This is a genomic window from Glycomyces paridis (assembly GCF_004912155.1).
Classification (GTDB): Bacteria; Actinomycetota; Actinomycetes; order Mycobacteriales; family Micromonosporaceae; genus Glycomyces; species Glycomyces paridis.
Genome location: NZ_STGX01000012.1, coordinates 25,465 through 51,389, shown reverse-complemented (window position 1 = coordinate 51,389; position 25,925 = coordinate 25,465). Strand labels below are relative to the sequence as shown.

At 73.0% G+C, this 25,925-nt stretch carries 22 protein-coding genes; 16 read left to right on the top strand and 6 right to left on the bottom strand.

The window, feature by feature from the left end; translation table 11 throughout:
- Nucleotides 1-182: 182 nt before the first annotated feature.
- The 3 genes from E9998_RS16175 (at nt 183) to E9998_RS16165 (ending at nt 2,211) form a co-directional block, all read left to right on the top strand.
- The gene (locus tag E9998_RS16175; protein ID WP_136530738.1) at nt 183-404 is read left to right on the top strand and encodes a BldC family transcriptional regulator; all 222 of its coding nucleotides are present in this window, start codon (nt 183-185) and stop codon (nt 402-404) included.
- Nucleotides 405-757: 353 nt separating this feature from the next.
- Nucleotides 758-1,285, top strand: a complete 528-nt coding sequence (locus tag E9998_RS16170) for a hypothetical protein (protein ID WP_136530737.1) — start codon at nt 758-760, stop codon at nt 1,283-1,285.
- Complete coding sequence (locus E9998_RS16165; RefSeq protein ID WP_136530736.1) at nt 1,285-2,211, top strand: PrsW family intramembrane metalloprotease; 927 nt, start codon at nt 1,285-1,287, stop codon at nt 2,209-2,211. Before E9998_RS16170 ends, E9998_RS16165 begins: the two co-directional genes overlap by 1 nt.
- A 608-nt stretch (nt 2,212-2,819) precedes the next feature.
- Here the strand turns inward: E9998_RS16165 and E9998_RS16160 are convergent.
- The gene (locus tag E9998_RS16160) at nt 2,820-3,731 is read right to left on the bottom strand and encodes an HhH-GPD family protein (RefSeq protein ID WP_240037644.1); all 912 of its coding nucleotides are present in this window, start codon (nt 3,729-3,731) and stop codon (nt 2,820-2,822) included.
- A 118-nt stretch (nt 3,732-3,849) separates the two neighbouring features.
- Here E9998_RS16160 and E9998_RS16155 point away from each other — a divergent pair, with 118 nt between their 5' ends.
- Complete coding sequence (locus E9998_RS16155; protein WP_136530734.1) at nt 3,850-4,515, top strand: hypothetical protein; 666 nt, start codon at nt 3,850-3,852, stop codon at nt 4,513-4,515.
- A gap of 13 nt (nt 4,516-4,528) precedes the next feature.
- Here the strand turns inward: E9998_RS16155 and disA are convergent, their stop codons facing one another.
- Both disA and E9998_RS16145 read right to left on the bottom strand, forming a co-directional pair.
- Nucleotides 4,529-5,719, bottom strand: coding sequence for a DNA integrity scanning diadenylate cyclase DisA (disA, locus tag E9998_RS16150; RefSeq protein ID WP_136530733.1), 1,191 nt, complete (start codon nt 5,717-5,719; stop codon nt 4,529-4,531).
- A 75-nt stretch (nt 5,720-5,794) separates the two neighbouring features.
- A complete protein-coding gene (locus E9998_RS16145; protein WP_136530732.1) occupies nt 5,795-6,388 on the bottom strand; it encodes a hypothetical protein in 594 nt (197 codons plus the stop codon).
- Between the two features lie 255 nt (nt 6,389-6,643).
- Here E9998_RS16145 and E9998_RS16140 point away from each other — a divergent pair, with 255 nt between their 5' ends.
- The 4 genes from E9998_RS16140 to E9998_RS16125 all read left to right on the top strand — a co-directional run bounded on the left by E9998_RS16140 (nt 6,644) and on the right by E9998_RS16125 (nt 12,102).
- Nucleotides 6,644-8,191, top strand: coding sequence for a serine/threonine-protein kinase (locus E9998_RS16140; protein WP_158299838.1), 1,548 nt, complete (start codon nt 6,644-6,646; stop codon nt 8,189-8,191).
- 32 nt (nt 8,192-8,223) lie between these two features.
- Complete coding sequence (locus E9998_RS27235) at nt 8,224-9,678, top strand: serine/threonine protein kinase (RefSeq protein WP_136530730.1); 1,455 nt, start codon at nt 8,224-8,226, stop codon at nt 9,676-9,678.
- A gap of 282 nt (nt 9,679-9,960) precedes the next feature.
- Nucleotides 9,961-11,550: a hypothetical protein gene (locus tag E9998_RS16130; protein WP_136530729.1), complete on the top strand. Its 1,590-nt coding sequence runs from the start codon at nt 9,961-9,963 to the stop codon at nt 11,548-11,550.
- A 63-nt stretch (nt 11,551-11,613) separates the two neighbouring features.
- Nucleotides 11,614-12,102, top strand: coding sequence for a nucleotidyltransferase domain-containing protein (locus E9998_RS16125; RefSeq protein WP_420842445.1), 489 nt, complete (start codon nt 11,614-11,616; stop codon nt 12,100-12,102).
- Between the two features lie 13 nt (nt 12,103-12,115).
- On the opposite strand, the gene E9998_RS16120 is transcribed toward E9998_RS16125, so the two are convergent.
- Entirely contained in the window at nt 12,116-13,414 is a 1,299-nt protein-coding gene (locus tag E9998_RS16120) for a prenyltransferase/squalene oxidase repeat-containing protein (RefSeq protein WP_136530727.1), read from the bottom strand.
- A 263-nt stretch (nt 13,415-13,677) separates the two neighbouring features.
- On the opposite strand from E9998_RS16120, the gene E9998_RS16115 reads away from it, so the two are divergent.
- Together E9998_RS16115 and E9998_RS16110 are read left to right on the top strand one after the other, a co-directional pair.
- Complete coding sequence (locus E9998_RS16115) at nt 13,678-14,544, top strand: serine/threonine-protein kinase (protein ID WP_136530726.1); 867 nt, start codon at nt 13,678-13,680, stop codon at nt 14,542-14,544.
- Between the two features lie 216 nt (nt 14,545-14,760).
- A complete protein-coding gene (locus E9998_RS16110) occupies nt 14,761-16,425 on the top strand; it encodes a serine/threonine-protein kinase (protein WP_158299837.1) in 1,665 nt (554 codons plus the stop codon).
- A 54-nt stretch (nt 16,426-16,479) separates the two neighbouring features.
- Here the strand turns inward: E9998_RS16110 and E9998_RS16105 are convergent, their stop codons facing one another.
- Nucleotides 16,480-17,766: an adenylosuccinate synthase gene (locus E9998_RS16105; protein WP_136530724.1), complete on the bottom strand. Its 1,287-nt coding sequence runs from the start codon at nt 17,764-17,766 to the stop codon at nt 16,480-16,482.
- Between the two features lie 126 nt (nt 17,767-17,892).
- On the opposite strand from E9998_RS16105, the gene E9998_RS16100 reads away from it, so the two are divergent.
- The 4 genes from E9998_RS16100 to E9998_RS16085 all read left to right on the top strand — a co-directional run bounded on the left by E9998_RS16100 (nt 17,893) and on the right by E9998_RS16085 (nt 23,188).
- Complete coding sequence (locus E9998_RS16100; RefSeq protein ID WP_136530723.1) at nt 17,893-18,723, top strand: hypothetical protein; 831 nt, start codon at nt 17,893-17,895, stop codon at nt 18,721-18,723.
- A gap of 207 nt (nt 18,724-18,930) precedes the next feature.
- On the top strand, nt 18,931-20,850 hold the full coding sequence (locus E9998_RS16095) for a beta-galactosidase (RefSeq protein ID WP_136530722.1): 1,920 nt from the start codon (nt 18,931-18,933) through the stop codon (nt 20,848-20,850).
- A gap of 236 nt (nt 20,851-21,086) precedes the next feature.
- Nucleotides 21,087-21,824, top strand: a complete 738-nt coding sequence (locus tag E9998_RS16090) for an SGNH/GDSL hydrolase family protein (protein WP_240037643.1) — start codon at nt 21,087-21,089, stop codon at nt 21,822-21,824.
- Nucleotides 21,825-22,084: 260 nt separating this feature from the next.
- Entirely contained in the window at nt 22,085-23,188 is a 1,104-nt protein-coding gene (locus tag E9998_RS16085) for a DUF4253 domain-containing protein (RefSeq protein ID WP_136530720.1), read from the top strand.
- Nucleotides 23,189-23,198: 10 nt separating this feature from the next.
- On the opposite strand, the gene E9998_RS16080 is transcribed toward E9998_RS16085, so the two are convergent.
- Nucleotides 23,199-23,999, bottom strand: coding sequence for a TetR/AcrR family transcriptional regulator (locus E9998_RS16080; protein ID WP_136530719.1), 801 nt, complete (start codon nt 23,997-23,999; stop codon nt 23,199-23,201).
- Nucleotides 24,000-24,086: 87 nt separating this feature from the next.
- Between E9998_RS16080 and E9998_RS16075 the strand changes: the two genes are divergently transcribed.
- Together E9998_RS16075 and E9998_RS16070 are read left to right on the top strand one after the other, a co-directional pair.
- The gene (locus E9998_RS16075; protein WP_136530718.1) at nt 24,087-25,052 is read left to right on the top strand and encodes an ATP-binding cassette domain-containing protein; all 966 of its coding nucleotides are present in this window, start codon (nt 24,087-24,089) and stop codon (nt 25,050-25,052) included.
- Entirely contained in the window at nt 25,049-25,885 is an 837-nt protein-coding gene (locus tag E9998_RS16070; RefSeq protein WP_136530717.1) for an ABC transporter permease, read from the top strand. The genes E9998_RS16075 and E9998_RS16070 overlap by 4 nt, the downstream gene beginning before the upstream one ends.
- The last annotated feature ends 40 nt before the right edge of the window (nt 25,886-25,925 follow it).

Below are 25,925 nucleotides of genomic sequence, written 5' to 3'. Positions count from 1 at the left end.
CCTCCTGCCAGCGTGTTCGCTTGTGGACTGATCACTCGGATGAGGGAGCCGAGCGGAAAGTCCAAGCAAAATCGGCCGTTCGGCCTATGTCGGACACCTAGGACAAGCCGGACGATTAGCGGTAGGAACGAATCAAGGCTCGGCGCCGGTGATTCGCAGCCCGTCTGTGGAGGAGAAGAACGATGACGACAGAGCTGAACCTTCCGGTGGAATCCGAGGCCCTGCTCACCCCTTCCGAGGTCGCCGCGATGTTCCGCGTGGACCCGAAGACCGTCACCCGCTGGGCGAAGGCCGGGAAGATCTCGGCGATCCGGACCCTCGGCGGCCACCGCCGCTACCGCGAGTCCGAGATCCGCGCGCTCATCAACGGCGACATCCCGACCCAGCGCGAGTCGGTCGACTAGCCCCCCGCCGAACCCGCCCCGCGCCGCTTGCGGCGCGGCACCGATCAGCGGGCCGGACCACCCTTCCGGCCGCCGTCCGATCGACACCGCGGCAGTCGGCGCCGCGGTCAGCCCGATTCGAGGAAGCGGGCCCTCCCTCAGGGCCCGCACCCCGACCGCACCGGCACGCCCCGCCGGAGCGAACGGCCCCGGCCCTCTGGGCCCTCAGGACCGGTCCGGCCATGCCGACCGGTCCTTCTCCGTCCCCGCCTTCGCCGCTCTGCCGCTTTCGTGCCGCCGCCGCGCACGGGGCCCGTGCCCGATTGGCGGGCATTCCCGATGCGCCGCCGGAGATCACGTGCCACGCTTGAGGCGTGTCCCGCAGGAGGAGCCTCGCCGTCGCCACCGCCGTGGCCGCCGTGGTCCTGCTGTTCGCCCTCGGCGTGCCGCTGCTGAACAAGGCGGTCTCCCCGACCGTGGACGTCGGCGGCGAGACCTTCGTCCTCGCTGGCGTCACGGTCACGGCCCCCGACGACGTCCTCATGCGCCCCGGTTACTACCAGCCCGGTTCGGGCCGCGCGGAGTTCCTCGTGGGCGACGCCGAGGTCGACATCGCCGTGGCCGGACCCTACGACTTCGACGCCGAGTACCTGGCCGCCGAGATGGGGCGCCTCTTGGAGGTCCAGCCGGGCGTCCAGCTCACCGAGCCGCGCGAGTGCGCCGCCGACGGCGTCGAGGGCGCGGGCCGCAGCTTCGTGACCGAGACCGGCGCGGGCTTCACGTGCGCGTTCGTCCACGACGAGATCCGCGCCGAGGTCACCGCCAAAGGCGCCTCGCTCGACCCGGGGACGGTGGGCCGCATCGACTCGCTCATCGCCCAGCTCTCGTTCGGGGCCGCCTGATGCGCCCCGACCCCACCTCCCCCGCCCAGTGGACGGCCGCGCTGCTCATCGGCGCGGCCGCGATCCTGCTGCTGTACAACACGCTGCCGGTCGCGCTGGCCTACCCGCGGGCGGGGACGACCGCGCTCGTGCTCTTCTCGCTGTTCGCGGTCCCGTTCTGGTGGCTGCGCCGCCGCTTCGCCGACCGTCTCGCCCTGCCCGCCGCGGCGCCCGTGCTCGGGCTGCTGTGGGGCGCGACCGTGGCGGTGATGACCTCGCTGTTCGGTTCGCGCGCGCTGCACGGGCTCATGGCGACCGCGTGGGGTCCGACCTGGGCCGAGCGGTGGTCGCCGGTGCTGGCGGCGCCGGTGGTCGAGGAGGTCGTCAAGACCGCGGGCGTGGTCCTGGTGGTGGCGATCGCCTGGGGCCGGGTCCACGGGGTGCTCGACGGGATCGTCCTCGGGGCGTTCTGCGGGGTGGGCTTCCAGATCGTGGAGGGCTACGCGTTCGCGATGTCGAGCACGGTCCTCAACCGGGCCGGGGACGTGGTCGAACCGGTGATCGCGGTCTTCATCGTGCGCGGCGTGCTCGCCGGGCTGTGGAGCCACGCGGTGTTCACGGCGATCGCGGGCGCGGGGGTGGCGTACGCGGCGACGCGGCGCACGGCCCGGTCGGTGTGGGTGTCGGCGGGCGCCCTGGCGGCGGTGATCGCCTTGCACGCCTTGTGGAACTCGCCGCTGCTGCGCGACGGCCTGGGCCTCGGCGCGCTCGGCGTCCTGGCCGGGGTGATGCTCAAGGGCCTGCCCGCGGTGCTCATCGTGTGGTGGCTGGTCCGCTGGGCGCAGCGCGAGGAGGGCTACGTGCCCGGGAAGACCCTCGCAATGGTCTCCGGGGAAGCGGAAGGGCCCGCGCGGACGCCGAATCCCGCGGAGCCCGAAGGCGCCTGAGGGACCGCGCAGTTCAGGCCTGCGGACCGAGAGGATCACGGCGGTTCGCCTCGCAGCCGGTTCGGCGGCGCTGCTCAGGCCGCGTCGCGGGGCCTCGGTCCGGCCGATCGCCGCGCGGACGTCGGCCCATGAAGAAGAGTGGGGTGGTGGGTGCACCGGGGTCACGCATAGCAATGCCGCCCGGGTCTGAGCGCGCGGTACCCCGACGGCATTGCCGTTGCTCGGTCGCGTCCGCCTTGGCGGCGTTCGCTTCCGCATGGCCCGCTTGCGTGCGGCCGGTCCGCGGTCGACGCGACGGTTGTTGGCGCGAGCCGCGTCGTCGTGTCCTGGCCGGCCGCTCGGGGGCGGCCCTGCGGTAGGCGATTCGGACCCGGCACCGCTGGTGAGCCGGACCTTGCGGTCCGTACGGTGCCCCACTCGGTGACGGAGTGGGGTTCGACCCGGGTCCGCCGATCGGTGCATCGGCGCCGACCGAGCATCATCAAGTTCTGTGCATCATCAAGTTCTCTGCTTCACGAAGTTCTGTGCTTCAAGCAGTGCTGGAATCTTCCAGATCACTGCTTCGTGAAGTTCTCTCAGTTCGACGCTACCAGCGGCCTGTGCCTTTGTCACCGGGTCGGGAGTTCGAACCGCCCCGATTCGTCGGTGGCGATGAGCCCCTCCGCGATCAGCTGCGCGACGGCCTCGTCGAGCATCCGCGCCTGCGGCCACACCGCGTCGATCCGCGCCCGCTCCACCGGCTCCTCGGCGTCCCTGAGCAGGGCCATCACCTTGCCGCGGACCTGCCGGTTGGTGCCCTGGTACCGCTGGCGCTTGCGGCTGGGCCCGGCCGGGACCTCCTGGCCTGAGAACCCGCACTCGTCGCTGACCGGGCAGTCCCCGCACTCGGCCTTGCGCGCGGTGCACAGCAGCGCGCCGAGTTCCATGAGCGCCACCGAGACCCGTGCGGCCGTCGCCGCGTCGGCGGGCAGCAGCGCCTCGGCCGCGGTCAGGTCGGCCCTCGTCGTGGCCGTGCCCGCGTCGCTGCGTCCGCCCAGGCGGGCCACGACCCGGCGCACGTTCGTGTCCACGACCGCGTGGCGGCCGCCGTAGTGGAACACCGCGACCGCCGCCGCCGTGTAGACGCCGATGCCGGGCAGCCGCTCCAGCTCGACCGGGTCGGAGGGCACGACGCCGCCGTGCTCCTCGGCGACGATCCGCGCGCACTCCTGGAGCCGCAGTGCCCGCCTCGGGTAGCCCATGCGGCCCCACTCGCGCAGGACGTCCGCGGTCGGCGCGGCCGCGAGGTCGGCCGGCGTCGGCCAGCGCGCCATCCACGCCTCCCAGACGGGTGCGGCGCGGGCGACCTGGGTCTGCTGGCTCATGACCTCGGAGACGAGGACGCCCCAGGCGGTGGTCCCGGGCCTGCGCCAGGGCAGGTCGTCGCGGCCTCGGGCGTCGAACCAGGGGAGGAGGCGTTCGGCGAGGAGTTCGGGGGTGGGCATGGGGCCCGCGGGGGCGGCGGTTTCGGCGGCGCGCATGGGCTCCATTGTCGGGGCGGGGTCCGACACCGGTCCGGGTGGGTCGGGGCCGTGAAGGGCTCTCGGCCGGTGGCGTGTTTTCCGCTCGGGCGGTGCCCGTTTGCGTTAGCGTCCCGGCGTGCAGGGTTTCAAGGGCAAGTTCGTGAAGGGTTCGGAGCCCGAGTCGGTGTACTGGAAGCGGCGGGCGATCGTGGCCGGGGCGGTGCTGGCGCTGGTGCTCGTCGTGGTGGTGATGGCGGCCGCGCTGGGCGGCGGCGAGGCCGAGGAGTCGGGGAAGGAGGCGGCGGTGACGCACGGGGAGTGGCAGCCGCCGTCGCCGTCGGGGACGGTCCAGCGGCCGTACATCCAGCAGACGCCGACGGAGGAGCCGTCGAGTGCGTCGCCGAGTCCGACGGAGCCGGAGGTGGGGCCGTGCGCGTCGTCGGATCTCATGCTTCAGGTGGTGGCGGCGTTCGACGAGGTGCGGTCGGGCGCGGAGGTGCCGGTTTCGGTGCTGGTGGCGAGCGGTGCGGAGGAGGAGTGCACGGCGGACCTGCGGGAGGTCGCGGTGGAGTTGGCCTCGGGTGAGGACGTCGTGTATTCGACGGCGCACTGCGAGACGCCCTCGGGCGAGGAGGTCGGCTTGAGCGACGGCGCGGGTCAGACCGTGGAGTTCACGGTGGACGGTCTGGCGTCGGAGGAGGGCTGCACTGGTGCGCGGCGGGAGCTGCCGGCGGGCGAGTACGAGCTGCGGGCGCGTCTGGGGGACGCGGTGTCGTCGCCGACGGTGTTGAAGCTGACCTGAGGCCGGTCCTGCGTCAGAGGTACCGGTCGAGGATGGAGACCTCGGCGAGGCGGGTGAGGGATTCGCGGATGCTCTGGGCGCGTCCGGGGCCGACGCCGTCGACGTCCTGGAGTTCTTCGACGGTGACGCCGAGGAGTTCGGGGAGGGCGCCGAAGTGGCCGACGACGCGTTCGATGACGGCTTCGGGGAGCCGGGGGACCTTGGCGAGCATCCGGTAGCCGCGGGGGCTGACGCGGCGGTCGAGGACGTCGGGCGTGTAGGGGTGGCCGAGTGAGCGGGCGACGGCGACGAGGTCGAGGAGTTCGGGGGAGCTCATCTCGTCGACGGTGCGCAGGGCGGTGGGGTAGTCGGCGCCTTCGGGGAGGTAGTCGCGGACGATGAGTTCGCGGTCGGTGTCGACGCCGGCCATGAGCTCGTCGAGTTGGAGGGCGAGGAGTCGTCCGTCGGTGCCGAGTTCGATGACGTGGCCTTCGACCTCGTCGGCGATGTGGCGGGCCATTTCGAGGCGCTGGAGGACGGTGACGGGGTCGCGGACGGTGACGAGGTCTTCGATCTCCAGGCTGGAGAGGTTCCCGGCGACCTCGTCGAGGCGCTGCTTGTAGCGTTCGAGGGTGGCGAGGGCCTGGTTGGCGCGGGAGAGGATCTGGGTGGACGGTTCGACGAGGTGGTGGACGTCGCCCAGGTAGAGGCCGATGGTGTGCATGGACTGGCTGACGGAGATGACGGGGAAGCCGGACTGGATGGCGACGCGTTCGGCGGTGCGGTGGCGGGTGCCGGACTCGTTGGAGTGGATCGAGGGGTCGGGCATGAGGTGGACGCCGGCGCGGACGATGCGGGCGCCGTCGGTGGTGAGCACGACTGCGCCGTCCATCTTGCACAGTTCGCGGAGGCGGGTGGCGGAGAACTCGATGTCGAGTTCGAAGCCGCCGGTGCAGATGGTCTCGACCAGGGCGTCGCAGCCGACGACGATGAGTGCGCCGGTGCGCCCGCGCAGGATGCGTTCGAGGCCGTCGCGGAGCGCGGTGCCGGGCGCCATGGTGGCCAGGGTCGCGCGCAGGCCCTCGTCCTGGATCGACGCCATGGGGTCCCCCCAATGCTGGATCGTCCGCCGCTGCGGCGGGCCGGTCGGGGCGGTCTCGCGCCGCCGGCGGCGCGCAGCCGGCCGTGACCGGGCCGGGCGCCCGGTCGCCTCCAGTGTACGGATCGGCCCCGGCGGTCAGGGACCGGCATTTGGGGCAAGCGGTGCATCCTGGAAGTCGCGCGCGTCACGCATGGCCGGTCAGAGCCGGTCGACGACCTGGACGTGGCCGGGCGCGTAGGACGCGAGGCGGGCGAGGAGCTGCTGCGGTTCGAGCGCGAAGTCCTTGCAGCGCACCGCCAGGTCGAACCCGGCGACGAGGCCCTCGGTGGCCCGGTTGGCCTCCCGCAGGACCGATCGCCCGATGAACCCGGGCCGGTCCGAGCCCCCGCGCCCGAGGTAGATGTCCGCCGCGAACAGCAGGTAGGCCGTCCCGCGGCGCCGCGACCCGACGTGGATGGCCGCGAGCTCCTCGATGTTGCTCCAGGGGATGAGCAGGTTCTTGCCGAAGCTGGGGCGCACCCGCAGCCCGAAGTGGTTGACCATGAGCCGCGGCGGGCGCACCAGCGGCACCAGGAAGCAGATCGCGCCCAGCAGCGCCATGACGGTGAAGAACCCCGGCAGCGCCGCGACCGGGTTGGGCTCACCGGAGTCCAGCGTGCCGGGCTCGGTGTGCACCAGCCCGATGAGCGCGCCGACCCCCGCGGCGCACGTGAGCGCGTAGAGCACGAGTGAGGAGATGCGACGGGTGGGTGAGCTGCGCTCGACTACGACCCATTCAGAGCTCCTGCGCACGGCTCACCTCCCGACACGCAACTCTAGCCAGGGGCGGCGCTCCGCGCCACGGCCGCCGGTGCACGCCTTGGACCGGCTCTGGACGCCCGGTGTGAAACGGCGCCAGCCGGATTGCTCCGTTTCGCTACCATCGCGGCAGTCGCGGGCCGCGCCCGGCGGCCCGTCCCGGGCCGGACCCCCGGCGTCATGGCGGATTCGTGACGGCCCCCGGTATCCATGACCCGACGCCCACGCGAACCCCCCCTAGGAGCAGCTTTGGAACCCGGAGACGTCATCGCGGGCCGCTACCGGCTCGACGCCCATATCGGAGCGGGCGGCATGGGCTCGGTATGGCGCTCGCACGACCTGCGCCTGCGACGCACCGTCGCGGTGAAGGTCCTCAAGCGCGGCCTGGCCTCCGCCGCGCAGCCCGAGGAGCGCTTCCAGCGCGAGGCGCAGGCGCTCGCCGCGCTCAGCGGGCCCGCGTTCACGGCCGTCCACGATTACGGCGAGGACGCCGCGGGCGAGGACACGGTGCGGTACATCGTCATGGAGTACGTCGACGGCGACTCGGTCGAGGCCGTCCTCGACCGGCGCGGACGCCTGACCGCCGATGAGACGCTCCTCCTCGTCGCCGAGGTCGCCGAAGCGCTCGACCTCGCCCACCGCACCGGCGTCGTCCACCGGGACGTGAAGCCCGCCAACCTCATCCTCGACGCCGAGAGTCGCGTCCGCGTGGTCGACTTCGGCATCGCGACCCTCTCCGGGGCCACGAGCCTCACGGTCTCCGGCACGATCCTCGGGACGCTGCGCTACGCCGCCCCCGAGGTCTTCCGCAGCCGCGACGCCACCGCGAAGTCCGACCTGTACGCGCTCGGCGCGCTCGCCTACGAGTGCCTGACCGGCAGCCCGCCGTTCACCGGCGACAGCCCCGAGTCGATCATGGCCGGCCACCTCTACGAGGAGCCCGAACCGCTCCCCGACACCGTCCCCGCCGCGATCGCCTCGATCGTCTTGCGCGCCTTGCAGAAGGAACCCGACGACCGGTGGGAGTCGGGCGCCGCGATGGCCGCCGCCTGCCGCGCTGCCGCCTCCGAGGACGCCAACCACAGCAGCTTCGGCGTCGTCATCGGCGAACGGAGCGACCTCGACCCGGACCCCGAACCCGAACCCGAATCTGAACCCGAGCTGGAACCCGCCGCCGGCACGCTCGCCGAGGACCGGCGCCCCGGACGGCGCCTCGCCCTCGTCCTGGCCGCCGTCCTCGTCGTGCTCCTCGCCGGATCGCTCCTCGCCTGGCGGTACTGGCCCGACCGCGACGGCCCCGGCGAGGGCGCGACCGGCCGGATCGCCGCCGGCGCCGAGACCACGACGACCGGCGAGAGCCCCGACCCCTCAGGTTCGGCCGACCCGGGCGCCTCCCCGGAGACCGCCGACTCGGACGACCCCGGATCGAACGACGGCACGGACGACGACGGCGAGGACACCACCGTCGGCACCGAGACCGGCGGCACCGACCCGGACGAGGACGACACCGGCGGCGGCTCCACGACCGGCACCGACGAACACGACGAGGAGCGGACCGTCCCCGACGTGCGCTTCATCGAGTACGCGGACGCCGTGGCCGAGCTCAACGCCGCAGGATTCACCGAGGTCAGCAAGTACGAGACGATGGACTGGAGCGATTCCGCCTCCGGGATCATCCCCTCGGGCTGCGAGGTCGTCGCCCAAGACCCCGTCGACACGACCGCCTCCCCCGACACCACCATCACCCTCGGCGTCTACTGGACCGCCATGCCCGGCGGCAGCGACTCCATGTGCTGACACCCCCCGACCGCGACCCCGAAGGAGCAGTGATGGAACCGGGATTCCTCCTCGCCGACCGCTACCGCCTCGAAGCCCCGCTCGGCGACGGCGCCACCGTCTGGCGCGGCCGCGACGAGACCACCGGCCGCGCCGTCGCGGTCACGGTCCTGCCGCCCGGCAGCCCCGGCGCGAACCCCGTGCACCGCTTCCGGCGCGAAGCGGCGATCCTCGCCGGCCTCGACGGCCCAGGGTTCGCGGCCCTCCGAGCCGCCGACGAGACCGACCACGGCAGGCACGTCGTCACCGACCTCGTCGAAGGCGCCACGCCCTTCACCTCCGGCCCCGCCGACCCCGAGCGGACCGCCCGCCACACCGCCGAGGCCGCCGACGCCCTCGACACCGCCCACCGCAGCGGACTCGTCCACCGCGACCTCGCCCCCGCCCGCCTCCTCATCGACGCCGACGACCACGTCCGCGTCACCGGCTTCGGCATCGCCCGGCACGCCAAGGCCCTCCCCGCCGACGCCGCCCCCACCGCCCCCGAACTGCGCGACGACGCCCCCGCCACCGACCGGTCCGACCAGTACGCGCTCGCGAGCATCGCCCGCGAACGGCTCACCGGCGGACCGCACGGGCACGCCACCGCCCCGGCAGCGCTCCCCGAAACCGCGCTCCCCGACACGGCACTGCCTGAAACAGCGCTCCCCGAAACCGCGCTCCCCGACACGGCACTGCCTGAAACAGCGCTCCCCGAAACCGCGCTCCCCGACACCGTCCCCGCCGCGTTCGCCGCCGCCCTCACCCGCGCACTCGACCCCGACCCCGCGGCCCGCTGGGCCTCCTGCGCCGACTTCGCCGCCGCCTGCCGCGGGCACCGGCCCGGCGCCGAGACCACGCGCCTCGACACGGGACCCTCCACCGACAGCCTGCCCACCGAGGTCCTCCCTCTCGCGGCACCCGAACCCAAGCGGCGCACCACGATCGCCATCCTCGCCGTCACCGCCGCGCTCATCGCCGCGACCGCCGGACTCGTCGCCTGGCGCCAATGGCCCGCCGACACCCCAGGCGCCGCAGCGGAAGCGACCCGGACCGCGACCGAGGCCCCCGCCCCCACCGGCACCGCCACCGAGCCCGCGCCGACCGACCCGGCCACCGAAACCGCCGCCCCCGACGAGACCGCTTCCGCCGACCCGACCGGCGAGACCACCGCCGCCGAGACCGCCACCGGCGCCGAACCCTCCGCACCCGCCGAATCCTCCGCCGAGGCGACCGCCGCCGTCCCCGACGTGCGCGGGATGCTCCTCGCCGACGCGACCGACACCCTCGCCGAGGCCGGCTTCCATCAGGTCGAGGTCTACTCCGCCGACGTCCTCGACCATCCCGGCGCCGTCGTCATCGCCTGCCAGGTCGCCGAACAGACCCCGGCCGACGGCGAAGCGCCCCCCGACCAGGTGATCAGCCTCGGCGTGTACGCCGCCCCCGAGACCGGGCACGTCTGCGGATGAACCACCGGGCCGCTCGCCCCCGCACTGGCCGACACCCCCGAGGGGGTGTTCACCGACCCCGGGCGGCCGCTGTCCGGCCCGCTCGCTTCGTTGTCGGCCCTTCGGAAACAACACCGGTGTCCAAAGGGCCTTCCGCGGCCTCGGCGACGCTTGCGAGCCGCAACCGCGCTGAGCGAGCGAACGAACGGACTCGGATACCGCGCCGGGGGTTGGTGACCACCCCCTAGTGTCGAGACGGTGACCGGCCGACCGCCCGACGGCCCACGAGAGATCGGACCCGCCATGGACCAGGCACCGCCGCCCGCCCCCCTCGCACCGACACCCGCGCCGAACCGGGCACTGCTCGGCTGGCTGCTGCTCGTCGTGCCCGCCGCCGCGCTCCTCTTCGCCTACGTCCTGCCCACCCTCGACACCCTCACCACGAGCATGCGAGCGGAGACGATGCTCGGCGGCGGCGAATCCGTCGGCGGCGAGAACTACTCGACCGTCCTGGGCGACACCGCCTTCGGCGAGAGCCTCGCGCTCGCCGCCGGGATCGGACTCGGCGCCGCCGTCGGCGGCGCCGTCATCGCCTTCCTCGTCGCCTGGTGCGTCCACCGCGCCGGGCACGGCGTGCGCACCGCCGCCCGCATCACCGCCGCGCTCGCCGCCGTCGCGTTCGCGCCCGCCGCCTGGGCCCTCGGCCTGCTCGCCACGCACTTCGAGCACCTCGCCGAGGACGCCACCGGCCCGCTCGTACCCGAATGGTCCTCCTGGGTCGGCATCACCGGCGGCGTCGTCTTCGGCACCGGCCTCCTCGTCGGCCTCGCCGCCTTCCGCGGCGCCGCCGCCGGGAAGCGCGCCCGCACGATCCTCGCCGCCGCCGGACTGACCGCCATGGCCCTCACCGCCACCGGCCTCCAGGCGTTCTCGTTCAGCGGCGTCACCCTCGTCGAACCCGAGTCGCCGCTCTACCACCTGTTCCGCACCACGTTCCAGATCGGCGAATTCGGCCTCGGCGCCGCCCTTTCCATCCTCATTCTCATCCTCCTTGCCCTCCTCGGCCTCGGCGCGGCACTCCTGTTCATCGGCGCCCGCGTCCACTTCGACGTCTCCTCCGAACCCGACGAGCCGCAGGGATTCCGGACCGGCGCCGGCATCGGCGCGATCATCCTCCTCGCCTTGTTCGCCACCGGCATCCTGATGCGCCTGTGGCCGTGGCTGTCGCGGATCACCGAAGGCCCCGCCGCGCCCTACGACACCGCCACCGTCGCCGCCGACACCTGGGGGCCCGCACTGGTCACCAGCGTCGTCGGCTTCGCCGCCGCGCTGGCCGGGGCCGTCGCGATCGGGATGCTCCGCCCCCTCGGCGACCACTCGCTGTGGCTCCTGCTGCCCTTCGCGCCCTGGCTGTTCACCGGCAGCGGCCCGCTCGCGCTGTCCAACTTCGCGGCGCTCCGCGACGCCGAGGAGTTCGGGACGTTCACCGCCTCGATGCCGCGCGCCTGGATCGCCGTGCCCGCGCTGTTCCTGCTCACCGCCCTGTTCTGGGGCCTGGAGCGGCGCCGCCGCGCCATGCTCGCCGCCGGGGCGACCCCGCAGGCCGCGAGCGCGTCCCTGCTCGGCGCGGGCTGGCCCCTGGCCGCCCTCGTGGCCCTCGCGGTGCTCGTCGCCAACGCGCAGGACACCTACTGGCAGGCGGTGTCGGGCACCCCGGACTCGGCCAACGCCTGGGTCGCGATGAGCGCCGAGCTCTCCGGCGCCACCGCCTACGACGGGTCGATCGGCACCGCCGCGGCCTACCCGCTCTCGCTGCTCATCCCGTTCGCGGCGGCGGCCGTGGCCGCCGCAGTCTGGTACCTGCCGAAGATCGCCCTGCGCACCGGGAAGTGAAACCGGGCCCCGGCGGCAATCGGCTTGCCGCTCGCGGCCGGGGCCGTTAGCGTGTCGCCCATGATGGCGTCTGCGACCGTGCTGTCCCTGCTGGAGGCGATCGGCGGGGCCGGGCTCAGCGTGTGGGTCGGCGGCGGGTGGGGGATCGACGCGCTCCTGGGCGAGCAGACGCGCCCGCACCGCGACCTCGACCTCATGCACCGCAGCGAAGAAGAGGACCGTCTCACGGCGCTCCTCGGCTCCCTCGGGTACGCCGAGACGCTCGACCGGCGGCCGGTCCGGTTCGTCGTGACCGGCACCGGCGGGCGCGACGTCGACCTGCACCCGCTGCGCTTCGGCGAGGACGGCGCCGCCGAGCAGTCCTCTTTCGACCCTGAACCGTTCCGCTACCCCGCGGACGCCTTCACGACCGGGACGATCGGCACCGTCGCCGTCCGGTGCCTGTCGGCGGCGCAGCAGGTCCACTTCCACCAGGGCTACGAGCCGACCGAGCGCGACCGGGCCGACATGGCGTGCCTGCGCGAGGCCTTCGGCGTCGAGACCCACTTCTAGGCCCGGGCCCGTTTCAGCGCGGCCCGCGTCCCCGCCTCGACGGCCGGAACAGGACGCTGAGCAGCCCGATCGCCACCGACGCGAGGCCGCTCGCCACGAGCTCCTCGCGCAGCGAGGCCGGGTCGAGGTCGAACCAGTCCGCGATGGTGCGCACGCTCGCGTCGATCTGCGGGGCCAGCACGATGATCGTCAGGCCGAGCACCACGATCCACAGCCGCCGCCTCGCGAACCACCTCGCGGTGCGCTGCAACGCGTCCCGCAGCGCCTCGGCGGCGGCCGCGCGGCGCGTGCGCGGGCGCGAGAGCCGCCACTCGCACAGCGCGATCATGCCCTGCGAGACCAGCCACACGTACCGGTCCGTGCCGTTGCCGAACGTGTCGTCCCACGAGCCCATCGTGCCCACACTGGAGGACCGGTCCTGCGAGGCGAGCACGTGCCGCACCAGGCGCCGCGCCATGTCCCGCGCCGACTGGTCGTCGCACCTGGTGAGCGCCAAGAGGATCCAGAAGTTCCCCGAGACGTGGAAGTGCGGGAAGCGGACCTCCCGGCGGGTGCGGATCGCCCAGTGGTCGCTCACCGGCGGCCACGAGCCGTCGGGATTCTGGAGGCGCTGGAGGTACCGCAGCGCCGCCTTCTGCACCTCGGCGGGGATCGGCGTGTCCGCGGCCGTCAGCGCGTGCAGCACCATGCCCGTCATCGCCGGGCTCGGCGTGCCGTTGCGGCGCGCGCCCCACCCGCCCGTGTTCGGGTCCCTGGTGCGGAACAGGAAGTTGCGGATGCGGTCCTGCGCGTCGGCGTCGTAGCCCCACAGCGCGAACGCCCACAGCGTCAGCGCCGAGGGGATCACGCGCGGGCTGCGGTCGGTCTCCTCCACACCCGACCGCACCGTCCCGTCCTGCGCGACCCGCGAGCTCAGGTACGCCAGCGCGCGGTCGACGTGCTCCGAGCGCGGATGGCCGTACTCCTTGAGCCCCACCAGGACCCACGCGGTCGGCTCGATTCCGGCGAAGCCGATCTCGCGCAGCGGGAAGGACCCGTCGCGCTTCTGCTGGCCGAGGATGCCCGCGACGACCTCGTCGAAGCGGATGTCGAAGTGGTCGGGGACGTCGAGGCCGTGCCCGATCTCGCGGAGGCGCTCGACCGCGGCGAACGCCCGGATGCCGTCGATGCTGCCGCCCCACACGGGCGTGTCGGCGTCGCCGCGGGTGACGGGCCAGGCGGCGACCGATCCGATGTAGGCCCCCTCCATCCAGTGGGCGGCCCGCGTGAGCGCCTCTCGCAGGTGTCGGTCCCTCACCGCCGGTGCGGGCATGTCGGCCTCCAGGGGGTCGGAGCGATGCCTGTACGCCAGCCTAGGAGGGCCGGTCCAGTCGCGACCTGCGCCGACGCCCGGTTGTCGCCATTCCGACACCGCCGGTTCCGGCGCTGCCGCAAGGGGAGTGGAGGCCGCAGCCTCGCGGCGGGGGACCGCGGTACGAAAAGGGTTCTCTACAATCGGAAGCCGACACGCGGCTCGCCGCACCCGCTCCCACCCCCTGGACCGGCCGATGACGCTCCGCCTGCGACGGTGACGACGTGAATCAGCGACCCGACCCCATGTGGATCGGCCCCTACCGGGTCGACGCGGTCCTCGGCGAAGGCGGCACCGGCCGCGTCTTCCTGGCCTCGGGCCCGAGCGGGCGCCTCTTCGCCGTCAAGCGCACCCCGGACGCGCTCGCGGCCGACGAGGACTTCCGGGCCCGCTTCGCCGCCGAGGTCGAGGGCGCTCGGCAGGCCTCGGGGATCTGGACCCCGGCCGTGGCCGACGCCGACACCGACGCCGCGAACCCCTGGGCCGCCTATGCGTTCATCCCCGGCCCGACGCTCGCGCAGACCGCCGGTCGCGTCGGCGCGTTCTCCGAGGCCGCCGCGCTGCGCCTGGGCGCCGACCTCGCCGCCGCCGTCGACGACCTGCTCCGGCGGGGCCTGCCGCTGCCGCAGGTCACGCCCTCGCACGTGGTCCTCGCCGCCGACGGCGCCCGCCTCCTGTACGGCACGGCGGGCGGCACCGCCACCGTCCCGGACGCCATGCGCGCCGTCGCGACCCTCACCGCGGCCGTGACCGCCGGCGGCAGCACCCAGATCGACCTCGCGGCGGCGCCCCCGCGCCTGGCCGCCCTCGTCGCCCCCTGCCTCGCCCTCGACCCGGACCTGCGGCCCGGCCCGCTGCGGTTCCTCGAAGCGGCCGGTCGCCCCCGCGCCTCCACGCGGCCCTGGCCGCGCGGTGTCCGCGAGCTGACGGGCACCCAGGAGGCGCTCCTGCACCGCATCCTGCCCGCCCCGAGGCAGGGCACCACCCGGCTGGACCTGGGCCAGACCATGATCGCCGCGACGAAGGACGAAGTGGATGCCGTGGTCCGCGCCGCCGGGGGCCGCCGCTTCGGGCGGTGGCGCCTCAAATGAGCCGCGGCCGTATCGGCGGGAGCCGCCTCGCCCGAAGGGCCGGACGGAGGCCGCCCGGCGTGCCCGAACGCCCTTCACGGCCCGCGCGCCCCGGGCCATGACCGATCCGTGACCGCACCCGGTCACATGGGCACCGTCTTCCCGTCGCCCGCCCCGACTCCATTCCCGACACCAGTCCTGACACCAGCCCGACGCCCGCCCCCCGGAGGAACCGCAGTGGAACCAGGATTCGTCATCGCAGGCCGCTACCGGCTCGACCGGCACATCGCGGCGGGCGGTATGGGCTCGGTGTGGCGCGGTTTCGACCTCAGCCTCGAACGCGAGGTCGCCGTCAAGCTCCTCCTGCGCGGCCTCCACTCGGCCGACAAGCCCGCCGAGCGGTTCGCGCGCGAGGCCAAGGCGCTCGCCCGCGTCAGGAACCCCGGCTGCGTCGAGGTTCACGACGTCGGCCAGCACCACGACGGCGACGAGGTTGTGCGCTACATCGTCATGGAGCTGGTCGAGGGCGAGTCCCTCAAGGACCGCCTCGACCGCAGCGGCCGGCTCGACTCAGGCGAGGTCATGACCCGGATCGCCGAGGCCGCCGAGGCGCTCGGGGCCGCGCACGGCGTCGGCATCGTGCACCGGGACGTCAAGCCCGGCAACCTCCTCATCGACGCGGACGAGCGCACCCGCGTGGTCGACTTCGGCATCTCGACCCTGACCGACGCCACCCGCCTCACCCAGTCGAACGCGGTCCTCGGCACGCTCCCGTACGTCTCGCCCGAGCAGTTCGAGGGCGAGGAGACCACCCCCGAGTCCGACATCTACGCGCTCGGCGCGGTCGCCTACGAGTGCCTGACCGGCCGCCCGCCTTTCGCGGGTGAGAACGCCAAGGCGATCATCCACGCCCACCTCTTCCTCGAACCCGAACCGCTGCCCGACACCGTGCCCGCCGCCGTGTCGCGGATCGTGCTGCGCGCCTTGGCGAAGGACCCCGCCGAGCGGTGGTCCTCCGGCGCGGACCTCGCCGCCGCCTGCCGGGCCGCCGCGCCGGGCGGGCGGGAACCGGGGCCGGTCGAGGCCGAAGCCGTGGAGGACGGCACGCTCGATCCGGGCATTGTGGAAGCCGGTGCCGTCGAGTCCGCGGCGGCCGCCGCCGGGACGCCCACGGCCGAACCGGGTACGGACGGCCTGGACGCCGTGGAGGCGCGCGGGGACGCGCCGGAGACGCCCACGAAGGCCGAGGTCGACGAGACCGTCCTGCTCGCCCGCCGCCCCCGCCGCGGCCGCCGCACCGCGGTCCTCCTCGCCATCGTGGCCGTCCTCGTCCTCCTCGGCGCGCTCATCGCCTGGAACCAATGGCCCGACGGCCGCGAGGCCCTCGGCGGGTCCGCGCCCACCGACGCCACCGAGAACGAGACGACCGGCACCGACTCCTCGACCCCGACCGCCCCGACGCCCACCGCCTCGCCCTCCGAGTCGGGCACCGAGACCCCTTCGGGGACCGGCGAATCCGGCGGCACCGGCGGAACCGGCCCGGGCGGCACGGACCCCGGCGGCACCGAGACCGGCGGGAACGAGGGCGACGGAGAAGGCGACGGCGGAGGAGACGACGGCGGGGGCGGTGACGACGGCGGCTCCGGCGAGACCGAGGACGACTCGCCGCCCGCGACCGAGGGCGAGATCCCGGACGTCACCGGTTACCTGCTGTCCGAGGCGAAGTCGATGCTGAACGACGAGGGCTTCACCAACGTCGAGTACAGCATCGTGTTCTACGACGGCGGCATCGGCAACCCGTGCGAGGTCCACGAACAGGACCCGCCTGGGGGCACCGTCATCGGCTTCCAGGACCAGATCAGCCTGCGGTACTGGATGCAGACCAGCGGCTCCGGCTGCTGAACCCGCACACGCCGAAGGGCCCCGGCGACGCCGGGGCCCTTCATGCAAGCACTGCTAGATCATCGGGTGGCGGATGATGTTCTCCTCGCGCCCCGGGCCGACGCCGACGACGCTCACGCGGGCGCCGCACAGCTCCTCCAGGCGCTCGATGTAGGACTGGGCCGCCGCCGGGAGCTCGTCGAACTTGCGGCAGTGGGAGATGTCCTCGAACCAGCCGTCGTGGTACTCGTAGACCGGCTTGGCGTGGTGCACGTCGGTCTGCGTCATCGGCATCTCCTCGACGCGCTCGCCGTCGACCTCGTAGGCCACGCAGATCGGGACCCGCTCCAGCTCCGAGAGCACGTCGAGCTTCGTCACGAACAGGTCGGTGACGCCGTTGACGCGCACCGCGTACCGGCCCAGGACCGCGTCGAACCAGCCGCAGCGGCGGCGCCGCCCGGTGGTCACGCCGTACTCGCCGCCGCGCTTGAGCAGGAACTCGCCGAACTCGTCGAACAGCTCCGAGGGGAACGGGCCCGAACCGACGCGGGTCGTGTACGCCTTGATGATGCCGATCGCCGTCGTGATCTTCTGCGGCGCGATGCCCGTGCCCACGCACGCCCCGCCAGTCGTCGGGTTCGACGAGGTCACGAACGGGTAGGTGCCGTGGTCCACGTCGAGCATGGTCGCCTGGGCGCCTTCGAGGAGGACGTTCTTGCCCTCCTCCAGCGCCCGGTTCAGCAGCAGGCGCGTGTCGGCGATGTACGGCTTCAGCCGCTCCGCGTACCCCAGGTACTCCTCGACCACGGCCTGCGGGTCGATCGCCTTGCGGTTGTAGACCTTCACGAGGATCTGGTTCTTCTCGCGGAGGATCTGCTCCAGCTTGATCGAGAGGATCTTCGGGTCAAGCAGGTCCTGCACGCGGATGCCCTGGCGCGCCACCTTGTCGGCGTACGCCGGGCCGATCCCGCGGCCGGTCGTGCCGATCCGCGCCCCGCCCAGGTACCGCTCGACCACGCGGTCGAGCGCCCGGTGGTGGGGCATGATGAGGTGCGCGTCGGCCGAGAGCTTCAGGTTCGAGACGTCGACGCCGCCCGCGGTCAGCTCGTCGAGCTCGGAGATGAGGAACTTCGGGTCCACGACCACGCCGTTGGCGATCACCGGGACCACGCCCGGCGTCAGGATGCCCACGGGCACCAGGTGGATGGCGTACTTCGTGCCGTCAGGGACGACCACCGTGTGCCCCGCGTTGTTGCCGCCCTGGTAGCGGACGACGTAGTCCATCTCGGCACCGAGCAGGTCGGTGACCTTGCCCTTGCCCTCGTCGCCCCACTGCGTTCCGACGACCGCGATCGCTGGCATCTGCCCATCCTCCCGGGAAGTTGATCACCCGATTACCTGGTAAGCCTACTTGCATTCATTTATCCGGGGTCTCAGCAGGGCTGAGCACTATGAATCGGGTCCCCGTCACACCGTAAGGTTGCGGCCGTGAACGTTGTCGTGTTGACACTCGTGGAGACGAACTGCGCGAACCCCGGGCCGCGCACCCCGACCCTGCACCTGGTGGACGACCTCAAAGCGCGCGGCGCCGCCGTGCGCATGGTCGAGGCCGCCAAGGCCGAGGAGATCGACGCCGCCCTCGACGACCCCGAATCGCGCATCGTCCTCGCCGCCGACACCGACGAGCAGGTCAACGCCGTCCTCGCCCGCTTCACCCGCCACGCCCTCCCCGCCGCCTCCAAGCGCCCCGAGGGCCTGCCCGAGGGGCGCACCGTCGCCGACCTGCCCGCGCTCGCGGTCCTGCCGCTGGGCGCCGTGCCCGGCATCGTCGCGCGCCTGGGCCTGCCCGAGAAGCCCGCCGAGGTCGCCGCGGCCGTCGCCGGAGGCCGCGTGAAGCGCACCGACCTGCTGCGCCACGACGGCGGCGGGGTCGCGATCGACGGCGTGCGCCTCGGGGGCGGCGACCGGCCCTGGCGCGGGGTCGTCAACCTCGACGACGTCGTGCTCGCCGACGGCAGCGAGCAGATCCTCGCCTGCGTCGTCGCGAACGCCGACGGGTACGCGGCGGCCGACGACATGGTCCTGGCCGAGCCCGACCCGGCCGACGGGAAGGTCGACGTCGCGATCGCGGTGCCCGTCACCGTGGGCCGCCTGCGCAAGCGCCTGCGCATCGAGGTGCGCCGGGCCCGCGGCCGGGCCGTGGCCGTGCACCCGGAGGACTCCGTCACGTTCATCCAGGACGGCCTGGTCGGCGAACTCGGCCGCAAGCGCACCTGGTGGGTCGAGCCGGGCGCGGCCGGCTGGTACACCGCGGCCTGACCGAGGAATTCCCGCACCCGCACGCGTCGCAATGCACACGTTCCGGCGCTCCCCGGGCTGCTCAAGACGGGTGCAGGAGAGCGTTTTCGAGACCTCCGCCACTTAGTGCAAGGGTATGAAAAAGCTGGTGAATGGCCTTGAAGCGGTGATCGGGTTGCCGTAGCCTTGGGGGCGCACCCAACCCTCAGCGAGCGAAGGAGCTCCACCATGGCCATCGTCTACGGCGGTGACTACAACCCCGAGCAGTGGCCCCGCGAGACGTGGGCCGAGGACATGCGGCTCATGCGCGAAGCGGGCGTCAACCGCGTCAGCGTCGGCATCTTCTCCTGGGCCCTGTTCGAGCCCGAGGAGGGCCGCTACGAGTTCGAGTGGTTCGACGAGGTCCTCGACCTCCTCGCCGCCAACGGCATCGAAGCCTGCCTCGCCACCCCCACGGCCTCCCCGCCGCCGTGGTTCGCCGCGACCTACCCCGAGGCCGTCATGGTCGACGCCGAGGGCCGCCAGCTCACCCACGGCTCCCGCCAGGGCTTCGACCCGTCCTCGGACGTCTACCTCGCCAAGGCCCTCGCGATCACCGAGCGGCTCGCCGCCCGCTACGCCGACCACCCCGCCGTCGCCCTCTGGCACGTCCACAACGAGTACGGCTGCCACAACGCCCGCTCCTACACCGCCGCGGCGACCGCGAAGTTCCGCGTCTGGCTGCGCGAGCGCTACCGCGACCTCGACGGCCTCAACGCCGCCTGGGGCACCGCGTTCTGGTCCCAGGCCTACGCCTCGTGGGACCAGGTGTTCGCCCCGCTCCCGACCCCGACGATCCCCAACCCCGGTCACGTCCTCGACTGGAAGCGGTTCTCCTCCAACCGCCTCGTGCGCAACTACCTCGCCGAGGCCGAGGTCATCCGCAGGTACTCCGACAAGCCGATGACCACCAACTTCATGACCGGCTCCCACGCCGACATCGACCTGTGGGAGTTCGCCGAGGTCGTCGACGTCGTCTCCACCGACCACTACCTGGGCGGCACCGACGGGCACGTCAACCTCGCCTTCGCCGCCGACTACGCCCGCTCCCTCGGCGACGGCAGGCCGTGGATCCTCATGGAGCACTCCACCTCCGCCGTCAACTGGCAGGGCCGCAACCGCGCCAAGGCCCCCCGCGAGCTGCTGCGCAACTCCCTCGCGCACTTCGCCCGCGGCGCCGACGCCGTCATGTTCTTCCAGTGGCGCGCCTCCCGCCAGGGCGCCGAGAAATGGCACTCCGGGATGCTCCCCCACGCGGGCACCGATTCCAAGATCTGGCGCGAGGTCTGCGAACTGGGCGCGCGCCTGGGCGAACTCGCCGAGGTCGAGGGCTCGCGCGTCACCGCCGAGACCGCGATCCTGTGGGACTTCCCCAACCGCTGGGCCCAGGAGCACGAGGCCCGGCCCACCGTCGAACTCGACCCGCAGGCCGTCTTCAACGAGTACTACGCGGCCCTGTGGCGCGCCGGCATCACCGCCGACGTCGCCGCCCCCGACGGGGACCTCTCGGGCTACAAGCTCGTCGTGGTGCCCGCCGTCTACCTGCTCTCGCGCGAGGCGGCCGAGAACCTGCGCCGGTTCACCGACGGCGGCGGCACCGTGCTCGTCACCCCGTACTCGGGGATCGCCGACGAGACCGACACCGTCTACCTCGGCGGCTACCCCGGTGCGCTGCGCGACGTGCTCGGCGTGCGCACCGAGGAGTTCTACCCGCTCGTCGACACGACCGTGGCCCTGGCCTCGGGCGGGACGGGCCGGATCTGGAGCGAGGACGCGGCCGCCGACGGCGCCGAGGTCCGCGACACGTACGAGGACGGGACCCCGGCCTGGCTGGTCAACCGCTTCGGGCAGGGCACCGCGCACTACCTCACCACCTTCCCCGACGACGCGACCCTCGACCGCGTCGTGGCCGCCGCCGCGGACGACGCGGGCGTGCGTCCGGTCGCCGAGGCGCCGGTCGGGGTCGAAGTGGTGCGCCGCGCCCACGAGGACGGCCGCGCCTGGCTGTTCTGCATCAACCACACCGCCGCCGACGCGAAGGTCAAGACCGCCGACGCGGTGATCGACGTGCCCGCCGGAGAGGTGGTCGTGCACCGCGAGCACGCCTGAGGCCCGCTGTGACGCTTCGCCCGCTCGGCACCGAGATGCCAAGCGGGCGAAGCGGACCCGTCCGCAGGCGCCTCACGTTCGGGGTGAATCCGAACCGGTGGGTCTGTGGTCGCCACCTGATTGAAATCCGATCGTTATCTCCATGAGTCATGCTGGTCAGCGCCAACGCGGTTCCGGCGCGGGCACTGGGGCGAACACGGAGGTGGGGGGCATTGGCGGCGGAGTATTCGAGTTTCGTGGCCATCGGCGACAGTTTCACCGAGGGGGTCGGCGACCCCGATCCCGACGGTGACCGGTACCGCGGCTGGGCCGACCTGTTCGCCCGCCGCGCCGCCCGGCACTGGCCCGGTTTCGCCTACGCCAACCTCGCCGTGCGGGGCCGCCTCTTCGACCGCATCGTCGACGAGCAGGTCGTCCCCGCCATCAAGCAGAGCCCCGACCTCGTCTCCTTCGCCGCGGGCGGCAACGACGCCCTGCGCCCCGGGTTCAACCCGACGCAGCTCTCCACCCGCGCCCACGAGGTGGTCCGCCTCCTCAAGGCCTCCGGCGCCGAGGTCATCCTCTTCACCTGCGCCGACATCACCCCGCACATCCCCGGCATCGCGGTGCTGCGCAAGCGCTTCATCGCCACCAACGACGCGTACAAGCGCGTCGCCAAACGCCACGGCGCCGTCCTGGTCGACCTGTGGGACGACCGCGCCTTCGACGACCCGCGCCTGTGGTCGGAGGACCGCCTCCACCTCAACACCCTCGGCCACCAGCGCGTCGCCTACGACGTGTGCCGCGCGCTCGACATCGAGCCCGACCCCGCCTGGGTCCGCCCCCTCCCCGACCTGCCGCGCCCCCGCCGCGAGATGAACGGCGTGCAGTGGGCCGGCAGGCACCTCGCGCCGTGGGTGAAGCGGCGCCTGACGGGCAAGTCCAGCGGCGACACGGTGGACCCGAAGCGACCCGACCTCACCGAGGTGCAGTGATGCGCGCCCCGACACCGATTGCGAAGTCCCGATGATCCTGCTGTTCAAACTCCTCGCCGTGCTGGTCATCATCTTGACCTGCGCCTTCTTCTTCGGCATCCTGTTCCGCAAGGGCCGCGGCCGCTAGCGTCCCGCGCCCGGCCCGAAATCGCGTGTCCCTCTTCGGGGGTGGGCGTGGCGCGTCCGACGGCGACAGGGCATCATGGAGAACTGTGGGACTCCTCCAGCGTCTGTTGGGGCGCCGGGACACGCCAGATTCAGTGCCAGATCCCGCCGCCCAACCCTCAGCGACCCCTGAGCCCGAGCCGGACTCCGAACCCGGCCCGACCTCAGGCGCCCTCGACGATGCCGCCCCCGAGACCGGCCCGCAGCCCCGGGCCGACGCTCCCGAGGAGGACAGCATCGCTTCGACAACGCCGGCCGCCGCCGGCCTCCGGCTCGTGCCCGCGCTCGACCCGGAACCGGAGGGCGAGTCCGACGCCCCCCGGCTCGTGGCCGTGCCCGACCTGGACGGGGATCGGCCCGTGCCGTCCGAGATCTTCGTGCCCGAGCGGCCCCGCCGCGAACTGCTCTCCCTGGACAAGCCCGAGCCGCCGCGCCGCTCGGGCACCGGCCGCGACGAGATGATGCCGCGCATGGAGGCGGACGAGGCGCTCGACATCGAGGGCTCGCCGCGCGCGGACCTGCGCGCCGCCGGCCTCGCCGTCCCGAAGATGCACCAGCTGGTGCGGCGGGGCGACACCGCCATGTGGGCGTTCGCGGTCCGCTCCTCGGAGGCCCTGCGCTGGTGGCTCGACATCCGCCAGGCCGCCGACCAGACCGGCTGGATGCCGGTGCTCCTCGGCGCGCCCGAGGAGTGGCGCGACAACGGCGAGGCGATCATCCACGAGGGCGACGACGAGCTTGCCCGCGCCGACGAGATCGACTCGGCCGAGCTCCTGCACGACAAGGCCGCCGAGGCGGGCGAGCCCGCCCGGGGCGTGCCGATCCTGCCACGGCGCGGCGACTCCGATTTCGCGACGCCGCAGTACGAGGGCCTGCTGGGCCTGGTCGAGACCGACGCGGGCTGGAAGATCCCGGCGATGTTCCCCTGGAAGGGCTCGACGAACTGGGAGCTGTACGGCGCCGAGCACGCGGCGGTCCTGCGCAGCTGGAACCGGCGCTTCGAGGCCGAGCTGGTCGCGATGACGTACGACGTCGTGGAGCTGTACGTGCCGCGCCCGCCGAGCGCCGAGGAGGCGATCGCGGTGGCGGGCGAGGCGTACGCGTACTGCCCGGACCTCCTGGACTCGGGCGTCCCGACGCTGGAGGACCTCGCCGAGCACATGATCAGGTCGCGCGCCTGGTACTTCCGCTGGGCGTAGCCGCCGTCCGTCAGGTCGCGTCGCGCCCCGGCGAGCGCGCGCCCGGCCGGTAGGTCGCCTCCATGCGCGGCGCGATGCCCGCCAGGTAGGCGTCGAGGGTGTGCCGGACCGCCGTCTCGGGGGTGACGTTCCAGGCGTCCTCCTGGTCGAGGCGGGACATGCGCGGGAAGCGGCCGGACTCCATGGCGCGCTGGAGGTACGGCAGCTGCACCTCCCACCACTCCTCCTCGGTGGACACCGGCCCGCCCTGGTCGGCCGGGACGTCCTGGATGAGGTACGACAGGGCGATCCCGGTGACGGTGCCGAACACGGCCGTGATGATGAGGATGGCCTCGCGGTCGGAGAGGTCGTGGTCGTCGAAGGCCGCGAGCGCGAAGTCGAGGCCGCGCAGCGACTGAGGCCCGAGCACGGGCCGCTTCTGGTTGACCTCCAGGATCCACGGGTGGGCGGCGTAGAACGTGAGCGTGCTCGACGCCAGGTACTCCAGGACCTCCCGCCAGTCCATGCCCGCGGTGTCGGGCTCGTCGCCGTCAGGGGCGTTGACGGCGTCGACCATGAGGTCGAGGAGTTCGCCCTTGCCGGGGACGTACCGGTAGAGGCTCATGGTGCCGACGTCGAGCTCGGCGGCGACGTTGCGCATGTTGAGCGCGCCGAGCCCGTCCCGGTCGGCGAGGGCGATCGCCGCGGTGACGATCTGCTCGACGGTGAGCCTCGGTTTGGGCCCGGGCCTGGTGTGCTGCGGTTCGAACGCGCGCCAGAGCAGCTCTGAGCTGCGTACGGGGTCGCCTGCGCCGGTTTGTGGTGTCGCCATAGGGGCCTCATGATATCGCGCTTGCTAATCGGGTACGTCGTATGCTATTACTGGGTACAACGTACCCGATCAAGGGGGAACCAGTCCATGCCGACCACCACCGTCGAGGCCAGCAACCTCGGCAAACGATTCAAGGACACCGCCGCGCTCGACGGCTTCGACCTCGTCGCCGAGTCCGGGACCGTCCTCGGGCTCCTCGGCCCCAACGGCGCGGGCAAGACCACCTGCGTCCGCATCCTCACCACCCTGCTGCGCTTCGACACCGGCACCGCCGCGGTCGCCGGCTTCGACATCGCCCGCGAGGCCCGCCAGGTCCGCCGCCGCATCGGCCTCACCGGCCAGCGGACCGCCGTCGACGAACTGCTCACCGCCCGCCAGAACCTCGTCCTCTTCGGCAAGCTCTTCCGCCTCCCCAAGGCCGCCGCACGCGAGCGCGCCGACCGGCTCCTGGACCAGTTCGGGCTCACCGAGGCCGCCGACCGCCAGGCCAAGGGCTTCTCCGGCGGCATGAAACGCCGCCTCGACCTCGCCGCCAGCATGATCCTCGCCCCGCAGGTCCTGTTCCTCGACGAACCCACCACCGGCCTTGACCCCGCCGGGCGCCGCGAGGTCTGGGACGCCGTCTCGGGCCTCGCCGCCGACGGCACCACCGTCGTCCTCACCACCCACTACCTCGACGAGGCCGACCGGCTCTGCGACCGCATCGCCGTCATCGACCACGGCCGCAACCTCGTCGACGACACCCCCGCCGGCCTCAAGCGCCGCATGGGCGCCGACCGCCTGGAGATCGTCGCCGCCGACCCGGCCGACCTCTCCGCGCTCGCCGACATCGTCGCCGCCGTCGCCGAAGGCGAGGTCGTCACCGACGAGGGCGCCTCCTCCGTCGCCGCCCCCGTCAAAGAACCCGTGGCCGCCCTGACGGCCGCCGCCACCGCCGTCAGGGACCGCGCCCTGACCGTCGCCGACATCGGCCTGCGCCGCCCCACCCTCGACGAGGCCTTCCTCGAACTCATCGGCGAAGGCACCACCAAGGCCCCCAAGGAGGACCGATGACCGCGCTCGCCGCCATGCCCGACGAGACGCTCGCCGGGCGCGTCAAATGGACGCTCCACGACTACCGCACCATCGTCGGCCAGGAGTTCACCCACCTCCTGCGCCAGCCCTCGAACTTCCTGTGGCAGCTCGGGTTCCCGATCGTCATGGTCCTGCTGTTCGTGTACGTCTTCGGCTCGGCCATGGACGTCACCGGCCAGGGCGCCGGGGTCGACTACGTCGCCTACGCCATGCCCGGCATGTTCGCCATGACCATGGCCTTCGGCTTCATGAACACCGCCTTCGCGGTCGCCGACGCCAAGGAGAAGGGCTTCATCGACCGGGTCCGCTCCATGCCGATGGCCTCCTCCGCGGTCGTGGTGGGCCGCAACATCGCCGACACCCTCCACGCCGCCGTCGACCTCCTCGTCCTCTTCCTGATCGCCATCGTCATCGGCTGGCGCTCCGAGGGCACCTTCTGGGAGACCCTGGGCGCCTTCGCACTCCTGCTCTGGCTGCGCTTCGCCCTCATCTGGGTCGGCGTCTGGATCGGCCTCCTGGTCAAGGGCATCGAGCAGGCCGGGAACCTGTTCGCCCTCGCCTTCCCGTTCGGCATGGTCTCCTCGGTGTTCACTCCCCCCGAGCTCATGCCCGGCTGGCTCGGCGCCATCGCCGCCTGGAACCCCGTCTCCGCCACCGCAACCGCCATCCGAGAACTCTTCGGCAACCCGATCGCCGCCGGCGGCTCCTGGCCCGAACAGCACGCCCTCCTCGCGGCCCTCCTGTGGCCCCTGGTCATCACCGCGATCTTCCTGCCCCTCGGCGTCAGCCGATTCAAGAACCTCAGCCGCTAGGCCCGTTCACGGCGCTGGATCTCGGCGGAGAGCAAGAACC

Bases quoted from the DNA above. Each gene is read 5' to 3' on its own strand.
- E9998_RS16165 (WP_136530736.1), top strand. From the start codon at position 1,285: ATGCGCCCCGACCCCACCTCCCCCGCCCAGTGGACGGCCGCGCTGCTC.
- E9998_RS16070 (WP_136530717.1), top strand. From the start codon at position 25,049: ATGACCGCGCTCGCCGCCATGCCCGACGAGACGCTCGCCGGGCGCGTC.
- E9998_RS16105 (WP_136530724.1), bottom strand. From the start codon at position 17,766: ATGCCAGCGATCGCGGTCGTCGGAACGCAGTGGGGCGACGAGGGCAAG.
- E9998_RS16130 (WP_136530729.1), top strand. From the start codon at position 9,961: ATGGACCAGGCACCGCCGCCCGCCCCCCTCGCACCGACACCCGCGCCG.
- E9998_RS16080 (WP_136530719.1), bottom strand. From the start codon at position 23,999: ATGGCGACACCACAAACCGGCGCAGGCGACCCCGTACGCAGCTCAGAG.
- E9998_RS16120 (WP_136530727.1), bottom strand. From the start codon at position 13,414: ATGCCCGCACCGGCGGTGAGGGACCGACACCTGCGAGAGGCGCTCACG.
- E9998_RS27235 (WP_136530730.1), top strand. From the start codon at position 8,224: ATGGAACCGGGATTCCTCCTCGCCGACCGCTACCGCCTCGAAGCCCCG.
- E9998_RS16125 (WP_420842445.1), top strand. From the start codon at position 11,614: ATGGCGTCTGCGACCGTGCTGTCCCTGCTGGAGGCGATCGGCGGGGCC.
- E9998_RS16175 (WP_136530738.1), top strand. From the start codon at position 183: ATGACGACAGAGCTGAACCTTCCGGTGGAATCCGAGGCCCTGCTCACC.
- E9998_RS16075 (WP_136530718.1), top strand. From the start codon at position 24,087: ATGCCGACCACCACCGTCGAGGCCAGCAACCTCGGCAAACGATTCAAG.
- E9998_RS16095 (WP_136530722.1), top strand. From the start codon at position 18,931: ATGGCCATCGTCTACGGCGGTGACTACAACCCCGAGCAGTGGCCCCGC.
- E9998_RS16160 (WP_240037644.1), bottom strand. From the start codon at position 3,731: ATGCGCGCCGCCGAAACCGCCGCCCCCGCGGGCCCCATGCCCACCCCC.